The sequence below is a fragment of the Enterococcus sp. LJL128 genome (assembly GCF_056924295.1).
In genome coordinates, this window is record NZ_JBXPBP010000004.1 from 180,738 (window position 1) to 200,747 (window position 20,010).

The 20,010-nt window shown below is 39.4% G+C and carries 20 protein-coding genes; 5 read left to right on the forward strand and 15 right to left on the reverse strand.

Going from position 1 to position 20,010, the window contains the following annotated elements:
- Nucleotides 1–61: 61 nt before the first annotated feature.
- From AC1Z3K_RS07410 to AC1Z3K_RS07425, 4 genes are all read right to left on the reverse strand, one after another.
- Nucleotides 62–766, reverse strand: coding sequence for a GntR family transcriptional regulator (locus tag AC1Z3K_RS07410; protein ID WP_461732353.1), 705 nt, complete (start codon nucleotides 764–766; stop codon nucleotides 62–64).
- 365 nt (nucleotides 767–1,131) lie between these two features.
- Nucleotides 1,132–1,848, reverse strand: coding sequence for a DUF5131 family protein (locus tag AC1Z3K_RS07415; protein WP_461732354.1), 717 nt, complete (start codon nucleotides 1,846–1,848; stop codon nucleotides 1,132–1,134).
- A gap of 282 nt (nucleotides 1,849–2,130) precedes the next feature.
- Nucleotides 2,131–3,207: a butyrate kinase gene (buk, locus tag AC1Z3K_RS07420; RefSeq protein WP_461732355.1), complete on the reverse strand. Its 1,077-nt coding sequence runs from the start codon at nucleotides 3,205–3,207 to the stop codon at nucleotides 2,131–2,133.
- A gap of 5 nt (nucleotides 3,208–3,212) precedes the next feature.
- Nucleotides 3,213–4,040: a phosphate acyltransferase gene (locus AC1Z3K_RS07425; protein WP_461732356.1), complete on the reverse strand. Its 828-nt coding sequence runs from the start codon at nucleotides 4,038–4,040 to the stop codon at nucleotides 3,213–3,215.
- Nucleotides 4,041–4,556: 516 nt separating this feature from the next.
- On the opposite strand from AC1Z3K_RS07425, the gene AC1Z3K_RS07430 reads away from it, so the two are divergent.
- The gene (locus AC1Z3K_RS07430) at nucleotides 4,557–5,657 is read left to right on the forward strand and encodes a hypothetical protein (RefSeq protein WP_461732357.1); all 1,101 of its coding nucleotides are present in this window, start codon (nucleotides 4,557–4,559) and stop codon (nucleotides 5,655–5,657) included.
- 257 nt (nucleotides 5,658–5,914) lie between these two features.
- Here AC1Z3K_RS07430 and AC1Z3K_RS07435 read toward each other — a convergent pair whose 3' ends face one another.
- From AC1Z3K_RS07435 to rlmH, 3 genes are all read right to left on the reverse strand, one after another.
- On the reverse strand, nucleotides 5,915–6,379 hold the full coding sequence (locus AC1Z3K_RS07435; RefSeq protein ID WP_461732358.1) for a hypothetical protein: 465 nt from the start codon (nucleotides 6,377–6,379) through the stop codon (nucleotides 5,915–5,917).
- Nucleotides 6,380–6,906: 527 nt separating this feature from the next.
- On the reverse strand, nucleotides 6,907–7,713 hold the full coding sequence (locus AC1Z3K_RS07440) for a hypothetical protein (protein ID WP_461732359.1): 807 nt from the start codon (nucleotides 7,711–7,713) through the stop codon (nucleotides 6,907–6,909).
- A 460-nt stretch (nucleotides 7,714–8,173) separates the two neighbouring features.
- Nucleotides 8,174–8,653, reverse strand: coding sequence for a 23S rRNA (pseudouridine(1915)-N(3))-methyltransferase RlmH (gene rlmH, locus AC1Z3K_RS07445; RefSeq protein ID WP_461732360.1), 480 nt, complete (start codon nucleotides 8,651–8,653; stop codon nucleotides 8,174–8,176).
- A gap of 399 nt (nucleotides 8,654–9,052) precedes the next feature.
- Here rlmH and AC1Z3K_RS07450 point away from each other — a divergent pair, with 399 nt between their 5' ends.
- Nucleotides 9,053–10,345: a S1C family serine protease gene (locus tag AC1Z3K_RS07450; RefSeq protein ID WP_426084474.1), complete on the forward strand. Its 1,293-nt coding sequence runs from the start codon at nucleotides 9,053–9,055 to the stop codon at nucleotides 10,343–10,345.
- 94 nt (nucleotides 10,346–10,439) lie between these two features.
- Here the strand turns inward: AC1Z3K_RS07450 and ytpR are convergent, their stop codons facing one another.
- The 3 genes from ytpR to pepA all read right to left on the reverse strand — a co-directional run bounded on the left by ytpR (nucleotide 10,440) and on the right by pepA (nucleotide 12,651).
- Nucleotides 10,440–11,054, reverse strand: coding sequence for a YtpR family tRNA-binding protein (gene ytpR / locus AC1Z3K_RS07455; protein WP_461732361.1), 615 nt, complete (start codon nucleotides 11,052–11,054; stop codon nucleotides 10,440–10,442).
- Nucleotides 11,055–11,253: 199 nt separating this feature from the next.
- Nucleotides 11,254–11,565, reverse strand: coding sequence for a thioredoxin family protein (locus AC1Z3K_RS07460; RefSeq protein ID WP_426084472.1), 312 nt, complete (start codon nucleotides 11,563–11,565; stop codon nucleotides 11,254–11,256).
- Between the two features lie 9 nt (nucleotides 11,566–11,574).
- On the reverse strand, nucleotides 11,575–12,651 hold the full coding sequence (gene pepA, locus AC1Z3K_RS07465; protein ID WP_426084471.1) for a glutamyl aminopeptidase: 1,077 nt from the start codon (nucleotides 12,649–12,651) through the stop codon (nucleotides 11,575–11,577).
- Between the two features lie 233 nt (nucleotides 12,652–12,884).
- Between pepA and AC1Z3K_RS07470 the strand changes: the two genes are divergently transcribed.
- From AC1Z3K_RS07470 to galE, 3 genes are all read left to right on the forward strand, one after another.
- Complete coding sequence (locus tag AC1Z3K_RS07470; protein ID WP_426084470.1) at nucleotides 12,885–13,220, forward strand: peptidase; 336 nt, start codon at nucleotides 12,885–12,887, stop codon at nucleotides 13,218–13,220.
- Nucleotides 13,221–13,308: 88 nt separating this feature from the next.
- On the forward strand, nucleotides 13,309–13,812 hold the full coding sequence (locus AC1Z3K_RS07475; RefSeq protein WP_426084469.1) for an LURP-one-related/scramblase family protein: 504 nt from the start codon (nucleotides 13,309–13,311) through the stop codon (nucleotides 13,810–13,812).
- Between the two features lie 150 nt (nucleotides 13,813–13,962).
- Nucleotides 13,963–14,952 carry a UDP-glucose 4-epimerase GalE gene (galE, locus tag AC1Z3K_RS07480; protein ID WP_461732362.1) on the forward strand — a complete coding sequence of 330 codons (990 nt, stop codon included), beginning with the start codon at nucleotides 13,963–13,965 and terminating at the stop codon, nucleotides 14,950–14,952.
- A 247-nt stretch (nucleotides 14,953–15,199) separates the two neighbouring features.
- Here the strand turns inward: galE and AC1Z3K_RS07485 are convergent, their stop codons facing one another.
- From AC1Z3K_RS07485 to AC1Z3K_RS07505, 5 genes are all read right to left on the reverse strand, one after another.
- Nucleotides 15,200–15,793 (reverse strand): TetR/AcrR family transcriptional regulator, encoded by a 594-nt coding sequence (locus AC1Z3K_RS07485; RefSeq protein ID WP_461732363.1) that lies wholly within the window; start codon nucleotides 15,791–15,793, stop codon nucleotides 15,200–15,202.
- Between the two features lie 324 nt (nucleotides 15,794–16,117).
- Nucleotides 16,118–16,846 carry a DNA alkylation repair protein gene (locus AC1Z3K_RS07490; RefSeq protein WP_426084466.1) on the reverse strand — a complete coding sequence of 243 codons (729 nt, stop codon included), beginning with the start codon at nucleotides 16,844–16,846 and terminating at the stop codon, nucleotides 16,118–16,120.
- A gap of 265 nt (nucleotides 16,847–17,111) precedes the next feature.
- Nucleotides 17,112–17,759 carry a tRNA (guanosine(46)-N7)-methyltransferase TrmB gene (trmB, locus tag AC1Z3K_RS07495; protein ID WP_461732364.1) on the reverse strand — a complete coding sequence of 216 codons (648 nt, stop codon included), beginning with the start codon at nucleotides 17,757–17,759 and terminating at the stop codon, nucleotides 17,112–17,114.
- Between the two features lie 174 nt (nucleotides 17,760–17,933).
- Nucleotides 17,934–18,788: a D-amino-acid transaminase gene (gene dat, locus AC1Z3K_RS07500; RefSeq protein WP_426084464.1), complete on the reverse strand. Its 855-nt coding sequence runs from the start codon at nucleotides 18,786–18,788 to the stop codon at nucleotides 17,934–17,936.
- Between the two features lie 4 nt (nucleotides 18,789–18,792).
- On the reverse strand, nucleotides 18,793–20,010 hold the full coding sequence (locus AC1Z3K_RS07505) for an ABC transporter permease (RefSeq protein WP_426084463.1): 1,218 nt from the start codon (nucleotides 20,008–20,010) through the stop codon (nucleotides 18,793–18,795).

Below are 20,010 nucleotides of genomic sequence, written 5' to 3' on the forward strand. Positions count from 1 at the left end.
CGGAATAAAAAAAGACTCTACTCGACATTTACAAGTAAAGTCCTTTCTTTAACATACCTAGCTAGTTTATATCAGCAACTATTTTTCCTGAAGTGTAGGGGTATCTTGTTTCAGATAAATCAAACGGGGTCCCATCATCAAAGAAGACCACCTGATTCGTCTCCAGAATTGGGTCCCCTACTTCGATATTAAACTCTTTACTATCCAATTCATTTGCCTTAGAAGCAATAATCACACGCTGCGCAGCACTAATTATATAACCTAGCTCATCCCGTATATAATTATATATAGAGCCCATCAAAATCTTCTCATCCAAATCTTTGATGTACTTTAGCGGCATAATTGATGTTTCTATACTTCTTGCCTCGTTATTTACATATCTCACACGCTTAATATCATAGACCGGGTCGGTCGTTTTTATCTTCAGTTCCTCAGACTCATACGGAGTCGGAAAGCGAACATCAAAACGGATGATTTTACTGGTAACCGCCACACCCTCTTGGACAGATGTACCAAATACGCTATTGATTTGCGTGACATTCTTATTGTTCTTTTTGATATTATTTCTGACATACGTCCCTGATCCCCGTCTCGTATACAATAGACCTTCATCGATTAGCAATTGTATTGCTTTTCTGACGGTTACTCGACTTGTATTATAGGATTTAGCCAATGTTTCTTGATCAGGCAACAGTTCGCTTTCCTTGAAATCACCCTCAACAATTTTTTTCTTTAAGGCAATCGCAATTTCTTTGTATTTAGGCATTCTTGTCCTCCTTGAAATTTGTATATACTTATATAGTAATAGAATATCTTTAATTTGTAAACAAGCTATACAACTACAAAAGATTTGGAAGAGAAAAACTTCTATTTTGCCATTTCAGTTATCAATTCCCTAATTTTAAACTGCTTTGATGAAAAAAGCCTGATTTACGATAGGATTATCCTTGTTGTAAAAGGCTAATATTTGTAGAATCTCATAACAACCATCAGCAGATTACATAAAATTAAATGAATTGTAGAAAAACCAATAATCACTTCTCCAATGTTCATACCTAAAAAGCAACTTTACTAAAACAGGTATTCTCGTCATAGAATGCAGTTACTATTTGAAGATTGAAAGGGGAATTATTAGTATTTGGAAGACCAATTGATTGCTGCCTTTTTCGCCTGGGAAAACAGCTGGCGATAATTCAGCCGGTAAGTGATGCCATCTTTAATAAAATGTGTACTGCATTGGCGGAACTCAAACGATACATTCTGCTCGATACATTGCTGACGGATGTCAAGGACCCATTGATAGTCCATGAGACGTCCCTCTTTGTGATATTCTCCTCCAGCCATAACCAGTTCAATTCCTGTTAAATACTCAGAAAGATTAATTGGTCCCAGCAGCGGCTGACAAATAATATTTTTATGGCGAATGGGCAGCGACTGTAATATCGGAAGACGTTTATCAGCAATCTGCTGATTTTCAACAGAGACACCGATAGTCACATTTTCATATCCGGAACCCCAGTCACTAGGCAGACACTCCTGCAGCCGTTCGATTCTTTTAGTCAGGAAAATAAACCGGCAATCGGAACGCTCCCGGATCATAGCCCAGCATTCAGCCCGCCATTCATCAGCCTCTTCAAGCAGGAAATCACTTTTAAAACATGTATAAATGGTTGAACCGGAGTCGATGACGTAAGCCCCCTTACTTTTTTTTATCGGCGCATCGAAGCTCTGTGCCTTTACTATTTTATCGGCTTTACGCTGTCTTTTCTTAGCTCCTTCATGAATAAAACAATAGCGGCAGCCTTCGCTGACTCGCTTGCAGCCGCTCCACGGATTCCAAAATGCCATGATAGTTGCTCCTTCCCTTGTTCAATCTTTAACATAGCTCTATTCTATTAATAATATCATAATTTTCTTGACCCAAGTTCTGTAAAATAAAAACAGAGACAGGTTCTTTGACTGAATGAACTGCTCCTTGAAAGAGAATAGTTTCCCATCAAACCAGTAAAAGACCAATCACAGACAGAGTCATTGACGGACTGGAGTATCAGTTATTCAAGTCAAAAGAGCTATGGCATACTACAGTCACGCCTCTTTACAGTTTACTTGTATTCTTTTTGAGAACTTGGTCTATACACTCTTATACTCTTTTGCTTGTTCAGTACCGCTTAGTACACGTACCACTCCTTGGTACAATGCGTCCATTTCCATTTCTCCAGCCAACACCTCAACTGGTGCTATCCAGCCAATCCCCTGTTTGATTGCTTCAACAATATAAGTAGAATAACTAATTCCACCAGTGAGAATGATTAAATCCACCTGTCCATTCAGTACAGCGGCCATCGCAGCAATCTCTTTATTTATCTGATAGCACATACCATCTAAATAAATTTTAACATTTTCCTCCCCAGCGGCTATCCGCTGTTCAATTGCCCGAATATCGATTTCATTTAAATAGGATTTTAAGCCGCCAATTCCAGCAAGCATCCGTTTAATTTCTGGTAATGTTAATTTTTCCTGTACTACCTTTTCCGCAAAACTGACCAAAGGCAAACTGCCGGTTCGTTCTGGTGTATATGGTCCTTCTCCATCAAGTCCATTGGATAGATCAATGATACGCCCCAGTTTATGAGCTCCAATACTCACTCCTCCGCCTAGATGAGCAACAACGACCTGACTTTCTTCATATTTTTTACCGTGCTTTGCCAGCACTGTCCGAGCCACCGCTTTTTGGTTTAGAATGTGTCCCACTGATCGCCGCTCAATGCCGTTAAGTCCAGAAATCCGAGCAACCGGCTGCAGCTCATCAGTGACCACAGGATCAACAATGTATGCAGCGACACCATATTGTTTGGCAAAATCAGCTGCTAAAATAGCCCCCAAATTGGAGGCATGCGTATTATATTTTTCTGTTTCCAAATCATTCAGCATATCCTGATTAACTACATAGGTTCCGCCGGGAATCGGCTTCAGCAGCCCTCCTCGTCCGACAACCGCCTTCATAATAAAGGGCTGCTCCACTTTTGTGCTGATAAAGGTTTGAATTGCCTGTCTCCTAAAATCCTTTTGAAGGATAACTCCGGGGAATTCAGATAGCTCTGTACTAGAATGATCGATTTTTTGTTCCGCAAGCACCTGTCCATCAGCAAAAAGAGCCGCTTTTGTTGAAGTGGACCCGGGATTAATAACTAACACTACCTCCAGCATATTTTTCACTCCTTTAATTGCTCTAGTGCAAATTCTAATGAGTAAAGCTTATTTTCTACAGAATCACTTCTTGACGTTAAAACAATAGGTATTTTGGCTCCAGCAATAAGTCCCCCCGTTGTGGCATTTCCAAATAGAAGTAACGATTTATAAAAAATATTGCCTACATCAATCGAAGGAACAACTAAAATATCAGCATCTCCTTCGATTGGACCAGTAAATTTTTTATGAGCGACCGCTTCTTTGGATAAAGCCAAGTCTAAGGACAAAGGACCATAAACAATAAACTCCTCTTGATTACGGAAATAATCAGTGACTTCCTGAGCCAAAATGGAGGAAGGCATTTTAGGATTGTAGGTTTCTGCAGAGCTGAGCAAGGCAACCTTCGGCTTTGCAAGCCCCATTTTCTCAGCAACTGAAACGGCATTTTCAATAATTTGAATCTGCTGATCTTTAGTGGGTGCGATATTCATCCCAGCATCAGTTAGTAATAGAGGACGGCCTAATTTGGGAATATCAATGATTGAAACGTGGGAAAGCAAAGACTGGCTTTTTAATGCATGCTCCTTTTTCAACACCTCTTTGAGCATGTCATGGGTTTGAACGATTCCTTTTAAAAGAATCTGCGTCTGCCCGTCCGTTAAACTCTGGACTGCTTTTTGAATCATTGTTCCTTTTTCACAGGAAATGTACGTCCACAAATTATCCTGGTCAATATTTTCAGCTTCATCAAAAATATAAAAATTTACGGCTGAACCATACTTCCTTTTAGCAGCTTTTACCAGTTCCAGTATTTCTGTCTGAGAGCCGCCCGGTACTGCAACATTCGTCATCTTCAACTCACCTCTGCACTTTTCTCTACCATACCACAAAGAAAGCGCTTACGCACATGGATATTTATATCCTCTTTTAGTTATGCCCCTACAATCATCTACCGAATATATCCTGTCACCAATTTGCTAAGCAAACAGGCAGCGACAAACGTAGACTCTGTTACAATATTCTCACAACAGCTCACAATGAAAAAGCAGGCTTTTTCAATTCGACTCATCCAACCAACTCCCTATTTTCAAAAATAATCCCCATTCCTTCTTCAGTCCCTTTCATAGTTTTAGTAATAATAGCTTTCCACTCTTTATTAATCATTATTCAATCGTTTATATATCTATTTTATCACTATGTAAGAAAGAGAGGGAGGAAATCATATGAGCGTTACACGTTTCTCTTTCCACACTCATCTAACCTTTGATGCGTTTGAATTACGATTTTAAGTATGCTATTCTTTGTTTATAAAGGGGTAAAATTCTTTTAGAATTATGTTATTAAAAAAATTGAAAAAGGAGTAAATTATGAAAAATTTTAACAAAGTTGTTTTAGGTGGGGTTTTAGTTTTATTATCATTCATTCTAATTGCTTGTGGTAGTAACAACGAAAAGAAAGAGGACACAAAAGCGAAAGAAAATGGTACCGTTCAAAATTTTAAAGACAAAGGATACCTGTTCTCAGATAGGAGTTACCGCTCCTTTGACAATATGGTTTATGCTCTCGTTATAGATAACCCAGATACAGGAATCACCTTTGAATCCTATGTAAAGCTAGAAAAAAAGGGTGACGACTTAATTCCCGACAGCATAATGAGCATCCGATATAATGAGAAAGATAAAGATATCGACAGTGAGGTAGTCTATTTTCAAGGAAAACATTCAGCTGATGAGGAAGATACGCTTGATGCCTATACAGAAACACTTGAAGAGTTGGATTTATCCAAAGGAGACTTTATAGACTTCGTCGTTCAGTATGCAAAAGACAATTATAAAGTAAGTGAAGAAGATTTAGAAAAGGCAAAAGATATTGGTTCTGATGACGACGCTAGCGATGAATCGTCGGATGAAGATGAAGATTCCGACAATAGCAAGACTGAGAAACCTGATTTTGGTCCATTGAGCGATAGTTGGGACTCGTTCCAAATAGAATTGGATGGGGAAGTTATTCAACTTCCGCTTACGTATAAAGAGTTTGAAACATTTGGCTGGTCTGCCAACGACAGTAACGATGTTGAAACAACTGATATTATTAAAGCGGGAGATTCCGAAACTTATTTCCAGATGGACAAAGGTAGTGCCAATATAAGAGTTACCATAGAAAATTTTTCTGATGAAGATAAAAAATTAGAGGATTGTGATATTTCAGAATTATCAATCGAGGTATTTCTAATTGCAAGATTAGATAATGGAATTACCCTTCCCGGCGGAATAAAAATAGATGATAAAGACAATTCTGTTACAGCTGATACCATAAAAGAGGCATATGGTGAACCGGAAAAAGTAGTAGAAGCAACCGGCTTCCTAATTTATCAGACTGACTATAAAAATAAATATTCTATGCGCTTTGCCGATGGCGGCACTGGTGATATCAACAAAATCCAAATCAAAGTTGACGATCAAAGATAAGTAACAAAAATCCTAACTGGAAAATTTTCCAGCTAGGATTTTTTTGTTGAGAGCAATAGGTTAGGATACATACACTTGCGAAGAAACAGACTATATTTTTTTCATTTTATTACTTAAAAACCGCACTTCTTCAATCCAAATACAGTTAAAAATTGATTATTTGTACCACATGTGAGTCACATTATTATCTCTCATACTCTATTTGCTTAGCCTAAATTTGAATCAATACCAATTTTTTCTTGATTGCACAACATTGATTAATGTCCTCGAATATCATTTTCAAGAATTGAACCCAACTTAGCTGAACGATAAAAATAGATTGTATAATAATTTGAAAATTCAGCTTTGTCTTTTAATTTTTGATATACTATTTCACCGCGCTCCAAGAGGTTACTTTTAAACCTATCATTCTTTTGGCTCATGATATCTATTTCTTGATTATACGATTTATAATATGTTTGTAATTCTTCTAAACTTTGCTTGCTTTCCACAACTAAAGTGGCTAAATAGTCCACCCCATTTCCGTTTCCATTCAGCTTACCTACAATACTCTTATGTTGAATTTGTTTCGTCCCCTTTGGCACCGGAATATTTTCCAATTCACTTTCCATTCTCCACACAACAATATTATTTATCAATGGAATTCCCAAAACTGGGCTGGTTATCACTAGTAAAATGGTCACCAGAAGCAAATACTTAAACACTTTGACTATTTTCTTCATTTAATCATCTCCTTACCAGCAACTCTAGAACAAAATCTTCTAACTAAAAAAATACATCTCACTATAAAAGATTTCTTGCTGATAATTAATGAGCAGGAAAGTCTTTTCTATTAATATCAAACGACAGCAAAAATCAGTTTTTATATGTATTTCCTATCCCGTATTTTTTTGATTTTTCAGATAACAAAAAACCAGCAAATCACTCTTACAAAAAATATCCCTACTTATGATATTTAGAACGTCTTTTAATAGTAATCTTGGAATTCTATTATACCAAATGAATTTTAGAAAAAAACGACTGATATTCCCTCATACCAGTCGTAGCTCTCTATTTTTAAAGCTCATTTTCAAAATAATCACTCACCATATAGACACAGCTTTTTCATTCCACAATAAAAGAACTTGGTGTCTTATTTTCCTTATACCTTTTAAACAAAATACAAAATTGAATTAATGACACGCTTAAACAAACTACGTTTGACTGTACAAAAAAATTAGAACAGTGATGTTCAACTTTACTTATTTTTTTATCCATACCACTCATTTTTTGTAAACTCATATTCCTGTCTAAATTCTTCTGAGAATTTTTTTAACAATAAACCATCTATAATAGACTCTGAATTAATAATTAAAGTAGGCAGTATAGTAACTAACATAAGAATAGCTACACCAATAATAACAGAAAATATAGATAGTATATTTCCAAATAGAGAACCATTTAGTCCAGATAAAAAATCGGAATCAAGGTCACTCAACCACGATTTGTTTATCCTATAGAATTGCATAAGTCCAATAACAATGAGAAGAAAAGCAAATAAAACGGACATCAATCTCTTTATATGCTTTGTAGATTTCATCTTGAGAAGAAGCTCATTTTCGGGCAAATACTTTTCTTTAATAGCCTCTATTAACTTCACCTTTATGATATAAAATGATAATAAGAAGCTTGTTAATATATAAACTGATGATATTATGATATTCATCGTTGGATTACTTGTTATTTTTAAAGCCGAAAAATAAAATACAACAGCATTTTGAGTAAATAGGTATGTTGCAATTGCATAAGCTGCATTTCTAAAGAAAGGGAGGCTTTTAAAATAAAATATCCATATAAAAAATACAAGCAGGGCAGATATTATCGGGAATGCAATTCCATTGGTTTTAGAAAATAGACCTATTATAAGTGAAACGGCACCAAACAATGAGATTTTTAGTGATTTTGGGAGTAATTCAGTTTCTGGTTTGTTGATAGTGAAATACACTTTGTGCATTGTATTTCTATCTAAAGCGATTGGGAACGATATTTCTTCTATTAATTTGAAAAGTTCCTTCATAGACCTCCCCCCCAATTTTCAAGAGGAGAATTGTTTGTTCCCAGCCCACTTCCGTTTTCAGCAGGAATGTTTGATGCAATATTTACCATCTAAAAACACACTCCTTCCGCCTTGAATCTTTGTTCATAAAAAACAATCTTTATGGTAAGAATAATTACTTTTTAGTGTAGCATAAAAGCAATACATAGTAAATTCCAGTTTCTCTCCAGAACAGTAAACCAAAGGAAACAAACATAAGGAAAATGGTCTCCCATTCTATGGCACACCCATATTTCAATGTTGGCAGAAAAGAGGATACCTATCAAAGCCATTATGGAACGTGTGGGCATACCGATGCCGAGATCACAACGAAACCATATACCCATGTTACTGAAGAAATAGAACCATAATTGCCCCTTTTCATGATATCTAAATTATGAACATAGCTTAGACCCTTATGGAATAAGAATTGATACATATTTCATTTATGATACGGTTCCCCCTTTTGTATCCGAAAGGCCCGATAAATCTGCTCCACCAGAATCAGCCGCATTAGCTGGTGTGGATAAGTCATTTTGCCGAAAGAGATTTTTTGATTGCTTCTATTTAATACCTTGTCGCTAAGTCCTAGTGAGCCGCCGATGACGAAGGCCAGCTGTGACTTGCCGGAGATGCCCAGCTGCTCGATGTCTTTGGCAAAGTCTTCGCTGCTGGGCTGTTTGCCGTCTATGGCTAGGGCAAACAGGTAGTCGCTGTCTGAGAGCTTAGCAAGAATGCGCTCGCCTTCTTTATCCTTCACTTGAAGCATTTCGGCTTCGCTAAGCTTTTCCGGCGCCTTTTCGTCGGGTACTTCAATGACTTCTACTTTACTATAGCTCTGCAGGCGTTTCAGGTATTCATTAATTCCCTGAACCAGATATTTTTCTTTTAGCTTTCCCACAGTAATGATTTTTATACGCATTTCTTCACATCTTTTCTTCTTTTTCTCATGTTTTCCACTAATTTTATCATGAAGGAGATTTGTATTCCACAGAATTTCCACAAAGTTATGCACATATACACAGACTTATCCACAGGTTAGACATCGTTTCAGCACTATTTTTACAACTTTTTCAATACAAACATGTATTCCCCTGCTGATTTATACACATTACCCACAATTCTGTGGATAACTTTTTTTAGATGTTTTCCACATCTTTCTTCTTTATTTTTTCATAATTAGGGTTATTTTTTTCTCACTTAAATGAATTTTTACCAAAGTTTTTCATAAAAAGTTCAAAGCTATCCTGTAGACTAATGTTGTCTAGGAAAGCTATACTATTAATTAGATAAATGAATAATAAATCGGAGGATGTTTATAATGGATAGAAGAGATGTTACACCTAATTCAAATAAAAATGGTTTATTTAAAAAATTTGGTATTGGACTTGCAAGCGGTCTGCTCGGTGGTGCGTTGGCCTTCGGCGGTCTATATGCAGTAACCGATATGTCCAATAACAACACACCTAGCTCATCTGAGCAGCTGACGCCTGAAAGTAATGACGGGGATACAAAAGTCAGCAACGTAAATGTGAATGTCAACAGCGACATCACAAAAGCTGTGGATAAGGTTCAGAACGCAGTTGTTTCAGTTATCAACATGCAGAGTGTCAGCAATCAACAATCTGGACTCTACGGCGGTTTGTTTGATGAAGGCAACCGCGGCGGCAGCGACAGCAATTCTGATGCTGCTGATGGGGCGGATTTAGAGGCGGCCAGTGAAGGCAGCGGGGTTATCTATAAGAAAGACGGAAAAACAGCTTATATTGTTACCAACAACCACGTAGTCAGCGGTGCTGAAGGTTTGGAAATCGTTCTGCATGATGGTACTAAAGTAAAGGGCGAGCTTGTGGGAACAGATTCTTATACTGACCTTGCAGTGATTAAGATTACTTCTGACAATATTGATGCGGTTGCAGAATTCGGTAATTCCGACAGTCTGAAAATCGGCGAGCCTGCAATTGCGATTGGTTCTCCTTTGGGCTCTGACTATGCAAACTCTGTGACACAAGGGATTGTTTCTTCTTTAAACAGAAATATCACAAATACTAATGATGATGGTGAAACAATTAGTATCAATGCGATTCAAACAGATGCAGCTATCAACCCAGGAAATTCCGGTGGTCCGCTAGTCAATATCGAAGGTCAGATTATCGGGATTAACTCTGTGAAGATTGTCCAATCCAACGACTCTGTCAGCGTTGAAGGTATGGGCTTTGCGATTCCAAGTAATGATGTAGTCAACATTATTAACCAGCTGGAAAAAGAAGGCAAAGTTACTCGTCCGGCATTGGGTGTATCGATGGTTGATATGACTAACATTTCTACTCAGCAAAGAGAGCAGATTCTGAAGACTCCTGAGGAATTAACGACTGGTGTAGTCGTTCGTTCTGTACAATCAGCAACTCCAGCAGACAAAGCTGGTCTTGAAAAATATGACGTAATCACTAAAATTGACGGCGAAGACGTAGAGTCTTCAACGGATGTTCAAAGTGCTCTTTATAAGAAAAAAGTTGGTGATACGATGGAAGTTACCTTCTACCGCGGTTCTAAAGAACAGACCGTAAAAATCGAACTAACTATTGATCAAACAGCATTACAATCACAAGAATAAAACAGGAAAAAGCCGCCTTCGTCGACCAGCGACGGAGGCGGCTTTTTTTATTTAATGTACACTGAGAAAAATAGGTCAGCAATTATTATTCTTCTCAATAATCCTCAGCTGAAAAAGGAGTCCCAACTACTGCATCAAACGGCAGTTCCATAATTCCCTTCTTTTCTGGAGCATTGGGTACATTCAGTTCTCTAGCAGAACAAATCATACCCAAACTCTCTACTCCCCGCAGCTTTCCTGGCCAAATCATCATACCATCCGGCATCATTGCTCCCGGCTTCGCTACAACAACCTTTTGTCCGGCTTTGATGTTCGGCGCGCCGCAGACAATCTGCAAAACTTCGCCATTATCCACTTCTGTTTGAGTAACAGATAAATGGTCCGAGTCCGGGTGTTTTTTACAGGATTTAACAAATCCAACAACAATTTTAGGTGTTTCATCCAGTATCAGCTCTTCAGAAAATCCATTTGCTTTTAATTCTTCGTTCAAGCGATTTAGTTGTTCTTCTGTTAATTCTACCTGTCCACTGCCCTCAATAGAAATAATCGAAGAAACATTAAAAATGTTCCAAGCAACCACTTGATTAGAACCCGCAGTTACTTTTGCAACATTTCCCTTGCGCTCTACACTGTTTTCCTGCCCCAGATCATCTGCGACAATCACCAGTAAGGTGTCGCCTACATGTTCTTTATTATATGAAAAAATCATTTATTCTCCTCCTTGACTGTTTTCCTGTCTAATCTTATCAAAAAAAGCATTTGGGTGCACGCAATTTTTAGGCAACATCTCGATTTGCTAATAAACCTAACCGACAGCTGCTAGGCAAAAAAGGGTGGGAATCCCTGTTATTACTTTTTTTCAATACAATAAAAGGGTGAGAATCATCCGCTCCCACCCTCTCTGTTTCTCACAAGCTCCGAAGAAAATCAGTAATTTCTTTTTTTGTTTTGCGATCTTTATTTACCAGACGACCTAATTCTTTGCCTTCATCTAAAACAACAAAGCTTGGTATCCCAAAAATATTCCATTTCGCCGCAACATCGATAAATTCATCCCGATCTACCTGAATAAACTGATATTCCGGAAATTCATTTTCAATTTCCGGCAGAACAGGCTTGATAAAGCGGCAGTCGCCACACCAGTCAGCCGTGAAAAAGAAAACATTCTTGCCATTCTCTACGTATTCAGCTAATTCCTCTAAACTCGTTGGTATAATCATTGATTTCCTCTACTTTCCGTAAATAATCGTGTTAACAGTAGATTTATCCAGCCCTTTCAACACTTGAATCAGCATTTCTCTCGCTGCTTCAAAGTCTTTGATACTGAACATTGTTTGATGGGTATGAATGTAGCGTCCACAGACACCAATCACAGAGCTTGGTACACCAGCATTTGTAGTATGGGCAGCACCAGCATCCGTGCCGCCTTTTGAAACAAAATACTGATAAGGAATTTTATTGGTTTCAGCTGTGTCCAATAAAAATTCACGCATACGCGGTAGTGTAATCATTCCCGGATCAAAAATACGCAGTAGCGTTCCTTCACCTAAATGACCATAGGTGTCCTTCTTAGTATTGATATCATCTGCAGCTGAACAGTCTACTGCAAAGAACAAGTCTGGTTTAAATTTATGCACAGATGGTTTTGCTCCGCGTAAACCGACTTCTTCCTGAACATTAGCGCCGGCAATCAGCGTATGCCCCAGTGTTTCGTTCTGCAAAGCTTCCAGCGCTTCAAGAACTAAGGTACAGCCGTAGCGGTTATCCCATGATTTGGCGATAATATTCTTGCCATTCGCTGTTTTTATTGTTTCAGTTTGAGGAACAATCGTATCTCCTGGGCGAACACCGTAGCTTTCTGCTTCTTCTTTTGATTCAAAGCCGGCATCAAACAAAACATCTGTTACTTCCAGCTGTTTTTGACCATTAGTACCTCTCAGCAAGTGAGGGGGAATAGAAGAAGAAATACATGGATAATCTCCCTTCGCTGTTTTCAGCGTAAAGCGCTGTGCAGAAACCACATAGGGATTCCAGCCGCCTAAAGGAACTACTCGGAACAAGCCGTTATCCTTGATTTGAGTCAGCATAAATCCGACTTCGTCCATGTGTGCAGCAACCATTACCCGCGGTCCGTCAGCTTCTTTCCCACGCTTAATACCAAATATGCCGCCTAGTCCGTCATATTGAACCTCATCCACTAGCGGTGTAATGTGCTGCTTCATATACGCTCGGATATCGTCCTCTGCTCCGCTGGTTCCCTGTAATTCTGTCAGTTCTTTGATTCGTTGGAATGTTTTTTCTTCCATTTTCTAATCCCTGCCTTATCTTGTTCATTTAATTAACTTGAACTGTCGACTTTCAGCCATTTTAAGCCGCCAAAAACGACTTATTCTCTCAGTTTCAAGAACCGTTTCCATTATAACGCAAAAATATTTCAATGAACATTTTTTCGTTTTTTTATTTTCGGTAGACTGTGTTATCATAGTATTATGATAACATTGATTTATCAATATTTGGGAATAGATGGAGGGGGTTCCTGATGGGTGAAGAAAACGAAATAAGCTATTTCAAGAGCGGACTGGCTTTAGGAGCTGGTTTAGGGGTCATCAGCGGTGTCCTGTCTACCTTATGGTATCAAAAGCAACGCACGCTTGATGCAGATCTTGTACTGGAAAATGTAAAGGATGCTTTTTTGAAAGAGGGACCAATTGAAGGCTCCTGGATTGAGTTTGAGAAAAAACCACTGAGAAAGTTTGCGATTCATTCCAAAACATACAACGGCGGTGTTTCCCGTGTAGAAGACGGCACACTTGTTCAGTATGCTTTTGTTGCGGATGCACAAACTGGTACAGTAATCGAGGTTACTCGTTTATAAAAACAAAAAAAGATGGAGTTGTATGCTGCTGCACACTTCATCTTTTTGTTTTATCTAAAAAAGCAGCAATTCCAAGGAGGCGTACTTGATGAAAAAGCTTTATATTAAACAGAAAGTGTTTAGTTTAGGCGGACATTACACCGTAAAAGACAGCCGTGAGCAGGATCAGTATATCGTAGAGGGGAGCTTTCTTTCTGTTCCCAAAACCTTCACTATTTTGGATATGAACGGACAGACTGTGGGTACGATTACTAAGAAGGTCTTTAGCCTGCTGCCAAAATTCTTTGTAGAAATCGACGGAGAAGAGGCTCTAGTTATTGAAAAAGAGTTTACACTCTTTAAATCCCGCTACCATATCTCCGCAAAAGATTTGGAAATCCAAGGTGACTGGTGGAATAAAAATTTTGAGATTTTAAAAAACGGCAGCCGCATCGGCAGTGTTTCTGAAAAATGGTTCAGCTGGGGGGACTCCTTTGAAATAGATATTTTCGATGACGAATTAGAACACACAATTATTTCCTTAGTCATCGCCATTGACTTCGTTAAACAGCAGGAAAGTGCAGCATCCAGCTCTAACAATACCTCAAATTAAGCGTAGAAACCGCTACCTCTCCGCTACTTGTAGTTTTTTCTAAGGAAGCAGCAAAGCTCCTCAGACACATTTTTTCATTAGAGTGTGTATACTAAAAATCAGAGTTTGACTTACCACCCAGTACAGATGATTTTTAGTCAGGAGGATACGATGAATATTTTAGTTGTAGGAGGAGCTGGTTATGTAGGCTCTCATATTGTTAAACAGCTTGTAGAAGCTGATCATAAAATAGTTGTTCTGGACAATCTGCAGACTGGACATCAACCCGCTGTTCATAAGGCTGCTGCTTTTATCAAGGGAGATGTACGTGACAAAGCACTGCTTAAAATGATTTTTTCCGACACGTCCTTTGATATGGTTTTCCATACAGCTGCTAGTGCTTCTATCAGTGAATCTATAGAAAAACCGTTAGTATATTTTGATAATAACGTCGGCGGTCTGCTCGCTCTTCTAGAGACAATGAATCAGTTCTCTGTAAAGAATTTGATTTTTTCTTCTACTGCCGCTGTTTATGGGGACGTTTCTGAAGGACCAATCACTGAAGAAACTGAGGTTAGACCTAAAAATCCATACGGTGAAAGCAAACATATGATGGAAACCATTCTTCAATGGTGCCATTCAGCTTATGATTTAAACTACGTGATTTTACGTTACTTTAACGTAGCCGGCGCTGATTTAGCAAGTGAAATCGGAGAAGACCATCGCCCGGAAACACATCTAATTCCAGTAGTTCTTGAAGTACCACTAGGAACGCGGGAAGGAATTACTATTCTTGGTTCAGACTATCCGACAAAAGATGGAACGACAGTACGAGATTATATCCATGTTACAGATTTGTCTAATGCACACTTAGCCGCTATGCAGTACTTACTTGAGGGTAATGAAAGTACTCTATTCAATGTTGGCAGTGCTACTGGATTTTCCACCTTGGAAATTATTCGTAAAGTGGAGGAATATACGGGAACAACTATTCCGATTACTTATGGAGAGCGGCGATCAGGGGACGCCCATTCACTTGTTGCCTCCAGTAAAAAAATTCAAGATTTGTTAGGCTGGCAGCCCAAATATACAGATTTGGACACTATCATCTGCACGGCCTGGAATTGGCATAAAAATCATCCAAATGGCTACGAGGACTGACTGAGGATAAATAGGAAAAATGTTCTCAAGAGAATGGCTGTTGCGTTTGAACGCTTTAGCTGGCTAACATTCTATCGGCAGAAATAAATAGGGATGATGACAGAAGCTTGCACCTCTTGTCATCATCCCTGAAAACTGGGCGAACCAACGTTGCTTGATTCCTTGGTCTAATTTGTGCTGAAACGCTGTCAGTGACTGCGGTGTTTTTTATTCAGCAAGTTAAGCAGCTAAGTATTCCGGCATAGGTCTATTTACTACTTGTTTTTCGAAACCCGCCAACCATTTGACTGATTGTCTCATAAACCTTTTGATCGTACGCTTCGGCCTTATTCGTTGAATAGTTTAAAGCCAGCTCATTTAATGCACCTGAAATTGCATATGTCATTAGTTTTGTCTCTGTATTTTCCTTCAGGTATCCTTCTTCCTTAAGCTCATCAAGATGCTTTTGCAGAACGCCCATCGAGTTTTCCTGATCTGCCTTTCTCCAAGCCTCCCAGCCAACTACGACTGGTGCATCCGTCAGTAAAATGCGACGGCTTTCCTTTGTGTTCGCTCCTTTAACAAAGCCCACACTTCCCAAAATCAACTGTTCCCAGAGATCAGTCCTGTTCATGGCTTCTTCTTCGATTTGGCGAGCCACATCTGCCTGAACCTTATCCAAAACTGCCAGAAAAAGCCCCTTTTTATTCTTAAAATGATGATAGACTGCGCCTCTAGTTACATTGCCTTCTTCAGCAATCTCTTCAAGAGATGCATCATAATATCCCTGATCTGTAAAATGCTTTCGCGCAATCTTCAGCAGACTGGCAATTGTTTTCTGCTTTGCTTCTTCTTTTTTCATCTATTCAGCCCTCTCAACTAGCTCGTTATTACTTTACTGAGTCTGGGACATAAACAAAATCCCAGACTTTTGACATCCCTAAAACCGAATAAACGGCATTCCAAAAGCAGCTTTTCTCGGAAATAAGCCGAATAATCTCAAAAATATGAGAAGCTCCAGGTAGGTATCAATCAACAGTCACTCGGTTCCCTCGTAGTGTTTCTTGACAATTTTCGATTCTTCTTATTGCTGTGAAACACAGTGAGGGACGAGCTGATGTTAAACAGTACCTACTTGGTTCTCGGAGTTGAACACTTTTGTCACAACCTCAGTCAAACCGCTTATTTATTTTTGATTTCTCATCCCATGCTTAATAATCCAGTCCTGAGCTTTACTGCCCGGTGTCTTCTTCCACTCTTCGATAATGTATTCGGCTTTTTCGGGTGCTTCCCGGTATAAATCATTTAAATTATTACCTACACTCTTTTGTACAAACTTTTCGTCATCATCCTTTAGATTGGTAAGCAGCACAACATACTGGTTAAATTCCTCCAGTGCAGTATACAGCTTGGGCGACCACGGCAGACGAATTCTAACGCCCTCGCTTGCCAGTCTCCGCACATGAACATTGTCTTCTTTCGTCCAGATAATCAGCTCCTCCAGCACCTCTGCCGGGTGCTCCTGCAATAGAGGACGAATCGCATACTCGCCGGTAAACCGTTTGGTTAATTCCTTCAAAAAAGCTAAAGAGACCTGCCAATCCTGATTGCCGTTGCGCTCAACATACCTGCCCACCGGCCATAACCACCAGCCAAAAGTAAACATGCCCTCTGACTTAGTTAGCTCAGGTCCCAGCATACCATAGAACGCTGAAATATTTTTTGTATAGTCGTTTCCTAAATGTCTTTCCATCCCATCCACAATGGCATCAAACCGTTCAAACAGCGTTTTGTCCTCCAACTGTCCAAGCAGCTCGTTAGAAAAGGCAGTCCCATCAAAATCTTGAATAACAGAAGATAGCTTTGATGAAAAATCTAAAATATACTGATCATTATAATGGTCTTTGTGCTTCATCTTTCTTTTCACCTCCACTTATTTATGTCTGTACTTATTACATTCATAATAACATACACCCTGTATGTACGTCTATAAAGCTATAGCTATTACAATAAACTCCTGATAACTTAATCGATTCCTGCCAGCTGCTTTTATTGGCTAGACTATTTTCCCCATTTCCACGCAAAAAACAGAAGCTCTTTAGCATTTTGCTACTTCACTTCTGTTAAGTATTTCATTTTAATCCATCTGTTCTACGCACCTGACAAACCCGTAGCAACGGTTACTTTTCACTTTGAAAACGGGCCTCAACCCGATAAATCGGCTGTCCTTTAGCAGAAAATTTTTCTTCATATTCTGTCATGATATTTCCTTCATAGGAGCTGTCATGTAAATCCAGCCAAACCTGTTCAAGCACCATACCGTATTTAGAGAAGCTGCTCAAAGAATACTCAAACAATCCGCGGTTATCTGTTTTGAAATGAATTTCTCCATTCGGCTTCAAGATTGTTTCATCCACCGTGAGAAAGCTTTTAGATGTTAAACGGCGCTTTTCATGACGGGATTTCGGCCATGGATCAGAAAAATTCAGGTAAATCTGATCTACTTCATTTTCAGCAAAATACTGCGTCAGCTCCTCACCGTTTACATGAAGCAGCTGTAGATTGGGAAGTTCCTCCTCTAATGCCTTTTCCAACGCAATAGAAAGCACGCTAACCTGCATTTCAATCCCTATATAATTAATTTCCGGATGGGCTTTTGCCATTCCCACGACAAACTGACCTTTGCCTGTGCCTATTTCTATATGAATGGGGTGATTATTTCCAAAGCGTTTCTGCCATTTCCCTTGCCATTGTTCTGGTCCCGCAACTACATATTCTGGATGAGCAGCCAGCAGTTCCGCTGCCCCTGGTCTTTTTCTTACACGCATTCGTTTTTTCCTCGCTTATTTTATCTTTTTCTCATTAAAAGAGACTGAGGTATTTCACCCAGCCTCACAGTTCTATTCATTTATACTTGCTTTTTATAAGAATGTCAACCCGGGAAAAATAGGAACTATCTGAAGACAGCCGCCGTAGACAGTCCTGCTTTTCAAGGTTATTTTCTAGCGATTTGTTCCTTGTTCGACAGCTTCCAGATATTTCTTATGAAGCTGCTTCGTGATTTCTCCCGGCTTGCCGCTGCCGATAAGCTGATCTTCAATTTTTACCACTGGAACCACTTCAATAAGCGATCCGGAGATAAAGCATTCGTCCGCTGCCAATAGCTCTGTTTCGTTAAAAGCTTCTTCCTTTACAGGAATTTTCAGCTCTTGCGCCACGTTTAACAGCTTCATTTTCGTAATGCCAGGCAAAATCAATGCCCCATCCGGATGTGTGTAGACAGTCCCATCCTTAATCATCCAGAAATTAGCAGCTGAAGCTTCTGTAACCTTGCCGTCACGGATTTGTACCGCGTCATCGAAGCCTCTGCTCCGTGCTTCATCCAGCGCCAGAACATTGCCCAACAGACTGAGTGATTTAATGTCACAATGCAGCCAGCGGGTGTCCTGAACGATACCACAGCTAATGCCCTTACTTTGTTTTTCAATCGGGCGTGCAAATGGAATGATATTAGCAGTCAACACACCCTGTACTTTTTTAGGATCAGGTAGAGCATGGTTGCGGGGCGAATCAATGCCGCGGGTAACCTGCAGATACAGTTTTCCCTCTTGTATTTTTTCAACTTCTGTCAGTTTCTTTAGACGATCGGTTAGTTCGTCTCTTGAAAAAGGCAAAACTAGCTTGATTTTTTCTGCCCCGGCCCAAAGACGGTCCAAATGTTCAGTCAGCATGTAGAGCTGGCCATTGTACACACGAATAACTTCATACAGACCATCGCCATACTGATAGCCGCGGTCCTCCATATCAATTTGAACCTCTTCCCGTTCGACAATCTGATCCTTCCATAAAACCTTCATACAGTTATCCCTCCATTTTCTTCAAACGCTGTGGTGCATAGAGTTTTGTAAAAATAACTATTTCAGCTATTAAGACGCCCACTACAATTAGTGCCTCTTGCTTATTCGGCAGAACCACTAAAACAAGAATACTAAAAACAACGGCTGCTACTGATAAAATGACTGTTAGTAAAAAGCTAACTGCCTGTTTCTTCTGCTTTATAGAAACCGGATAAAGATGGGTCATGACCATATAGTCAAACTGTGAATAGATGGGGATTAGCTGAAAACCCATTAAATAGATAAAAATCGCTGCAATTCCCAAGGACATCAAGAATTCATTGGAGAAGTACAGGATAATCCCGCCCACGCCCAGCAGTCTGAGAAATAACCCGCTATATTCCGAACCTCTTACGAAGCTGCGGGTATATAAATAGAGATAGGTATTTTTAGTGGTCTGCTTAATTTGTTTCAATAGAGGATCAAGCAGCTTCCTACGCTTGATGCTCCCGGTAATTTCCGGTACATCTGTAAACAGATGAATAAATCGGTAAATCCGGTGAAGCCGGTTGTTTTCTTTTCGAATCATTTTTTCCCAATCCAGAGATACACCCTGCAGCTTCTGAGCAAGCAGCACTGAAAAGAGCCCAAATATTCCGGCTGCAGCGCCTAATCCGATAAGCGGCTGGATATATAAGCTGGCCACAATCGCTCCCGCACTGGCGCCTAGCCAGATTAACAGCCAAAGGCGGCTTTCATTGGTACCCACTTGATACAAATCATATTCCTGCCATTTCAGATGACTAAGCTTCAAAAGCAGCAGCATAATCAGATAAAAAATAAAAGAACTGAAGGGCTGACCCGTCGCCACAACTACAAAAGGCATCGTTATTCCACCCAGCAATAGACAACATGCAGCAGGAAGAATAAAGGAATGCCGCAGCGCCCGTTGCAGATAGCCTTTCATTTCAGCTTCCTTCGGCAGGATAAACACCTTATCTGCTTCCTGAGTCAAGGTTGCCAGTTGACCAATCCACAACACAGCTAGCCACATTAGTAAAATCAGTGGTTTGCCCCAGCTGAATTCCTCCGGTAAATTTTTCAAAATTTCTGAATAATAGAAGCCTAAACCGCCAAGCAGAAAAATACAGACTAAAACAAAGTGATCGTTAAAAACGTATTGCATATACTTCATCATTTTTTTCAAATGACGGGATAATCGCATCCGATATAAATCTGCCAT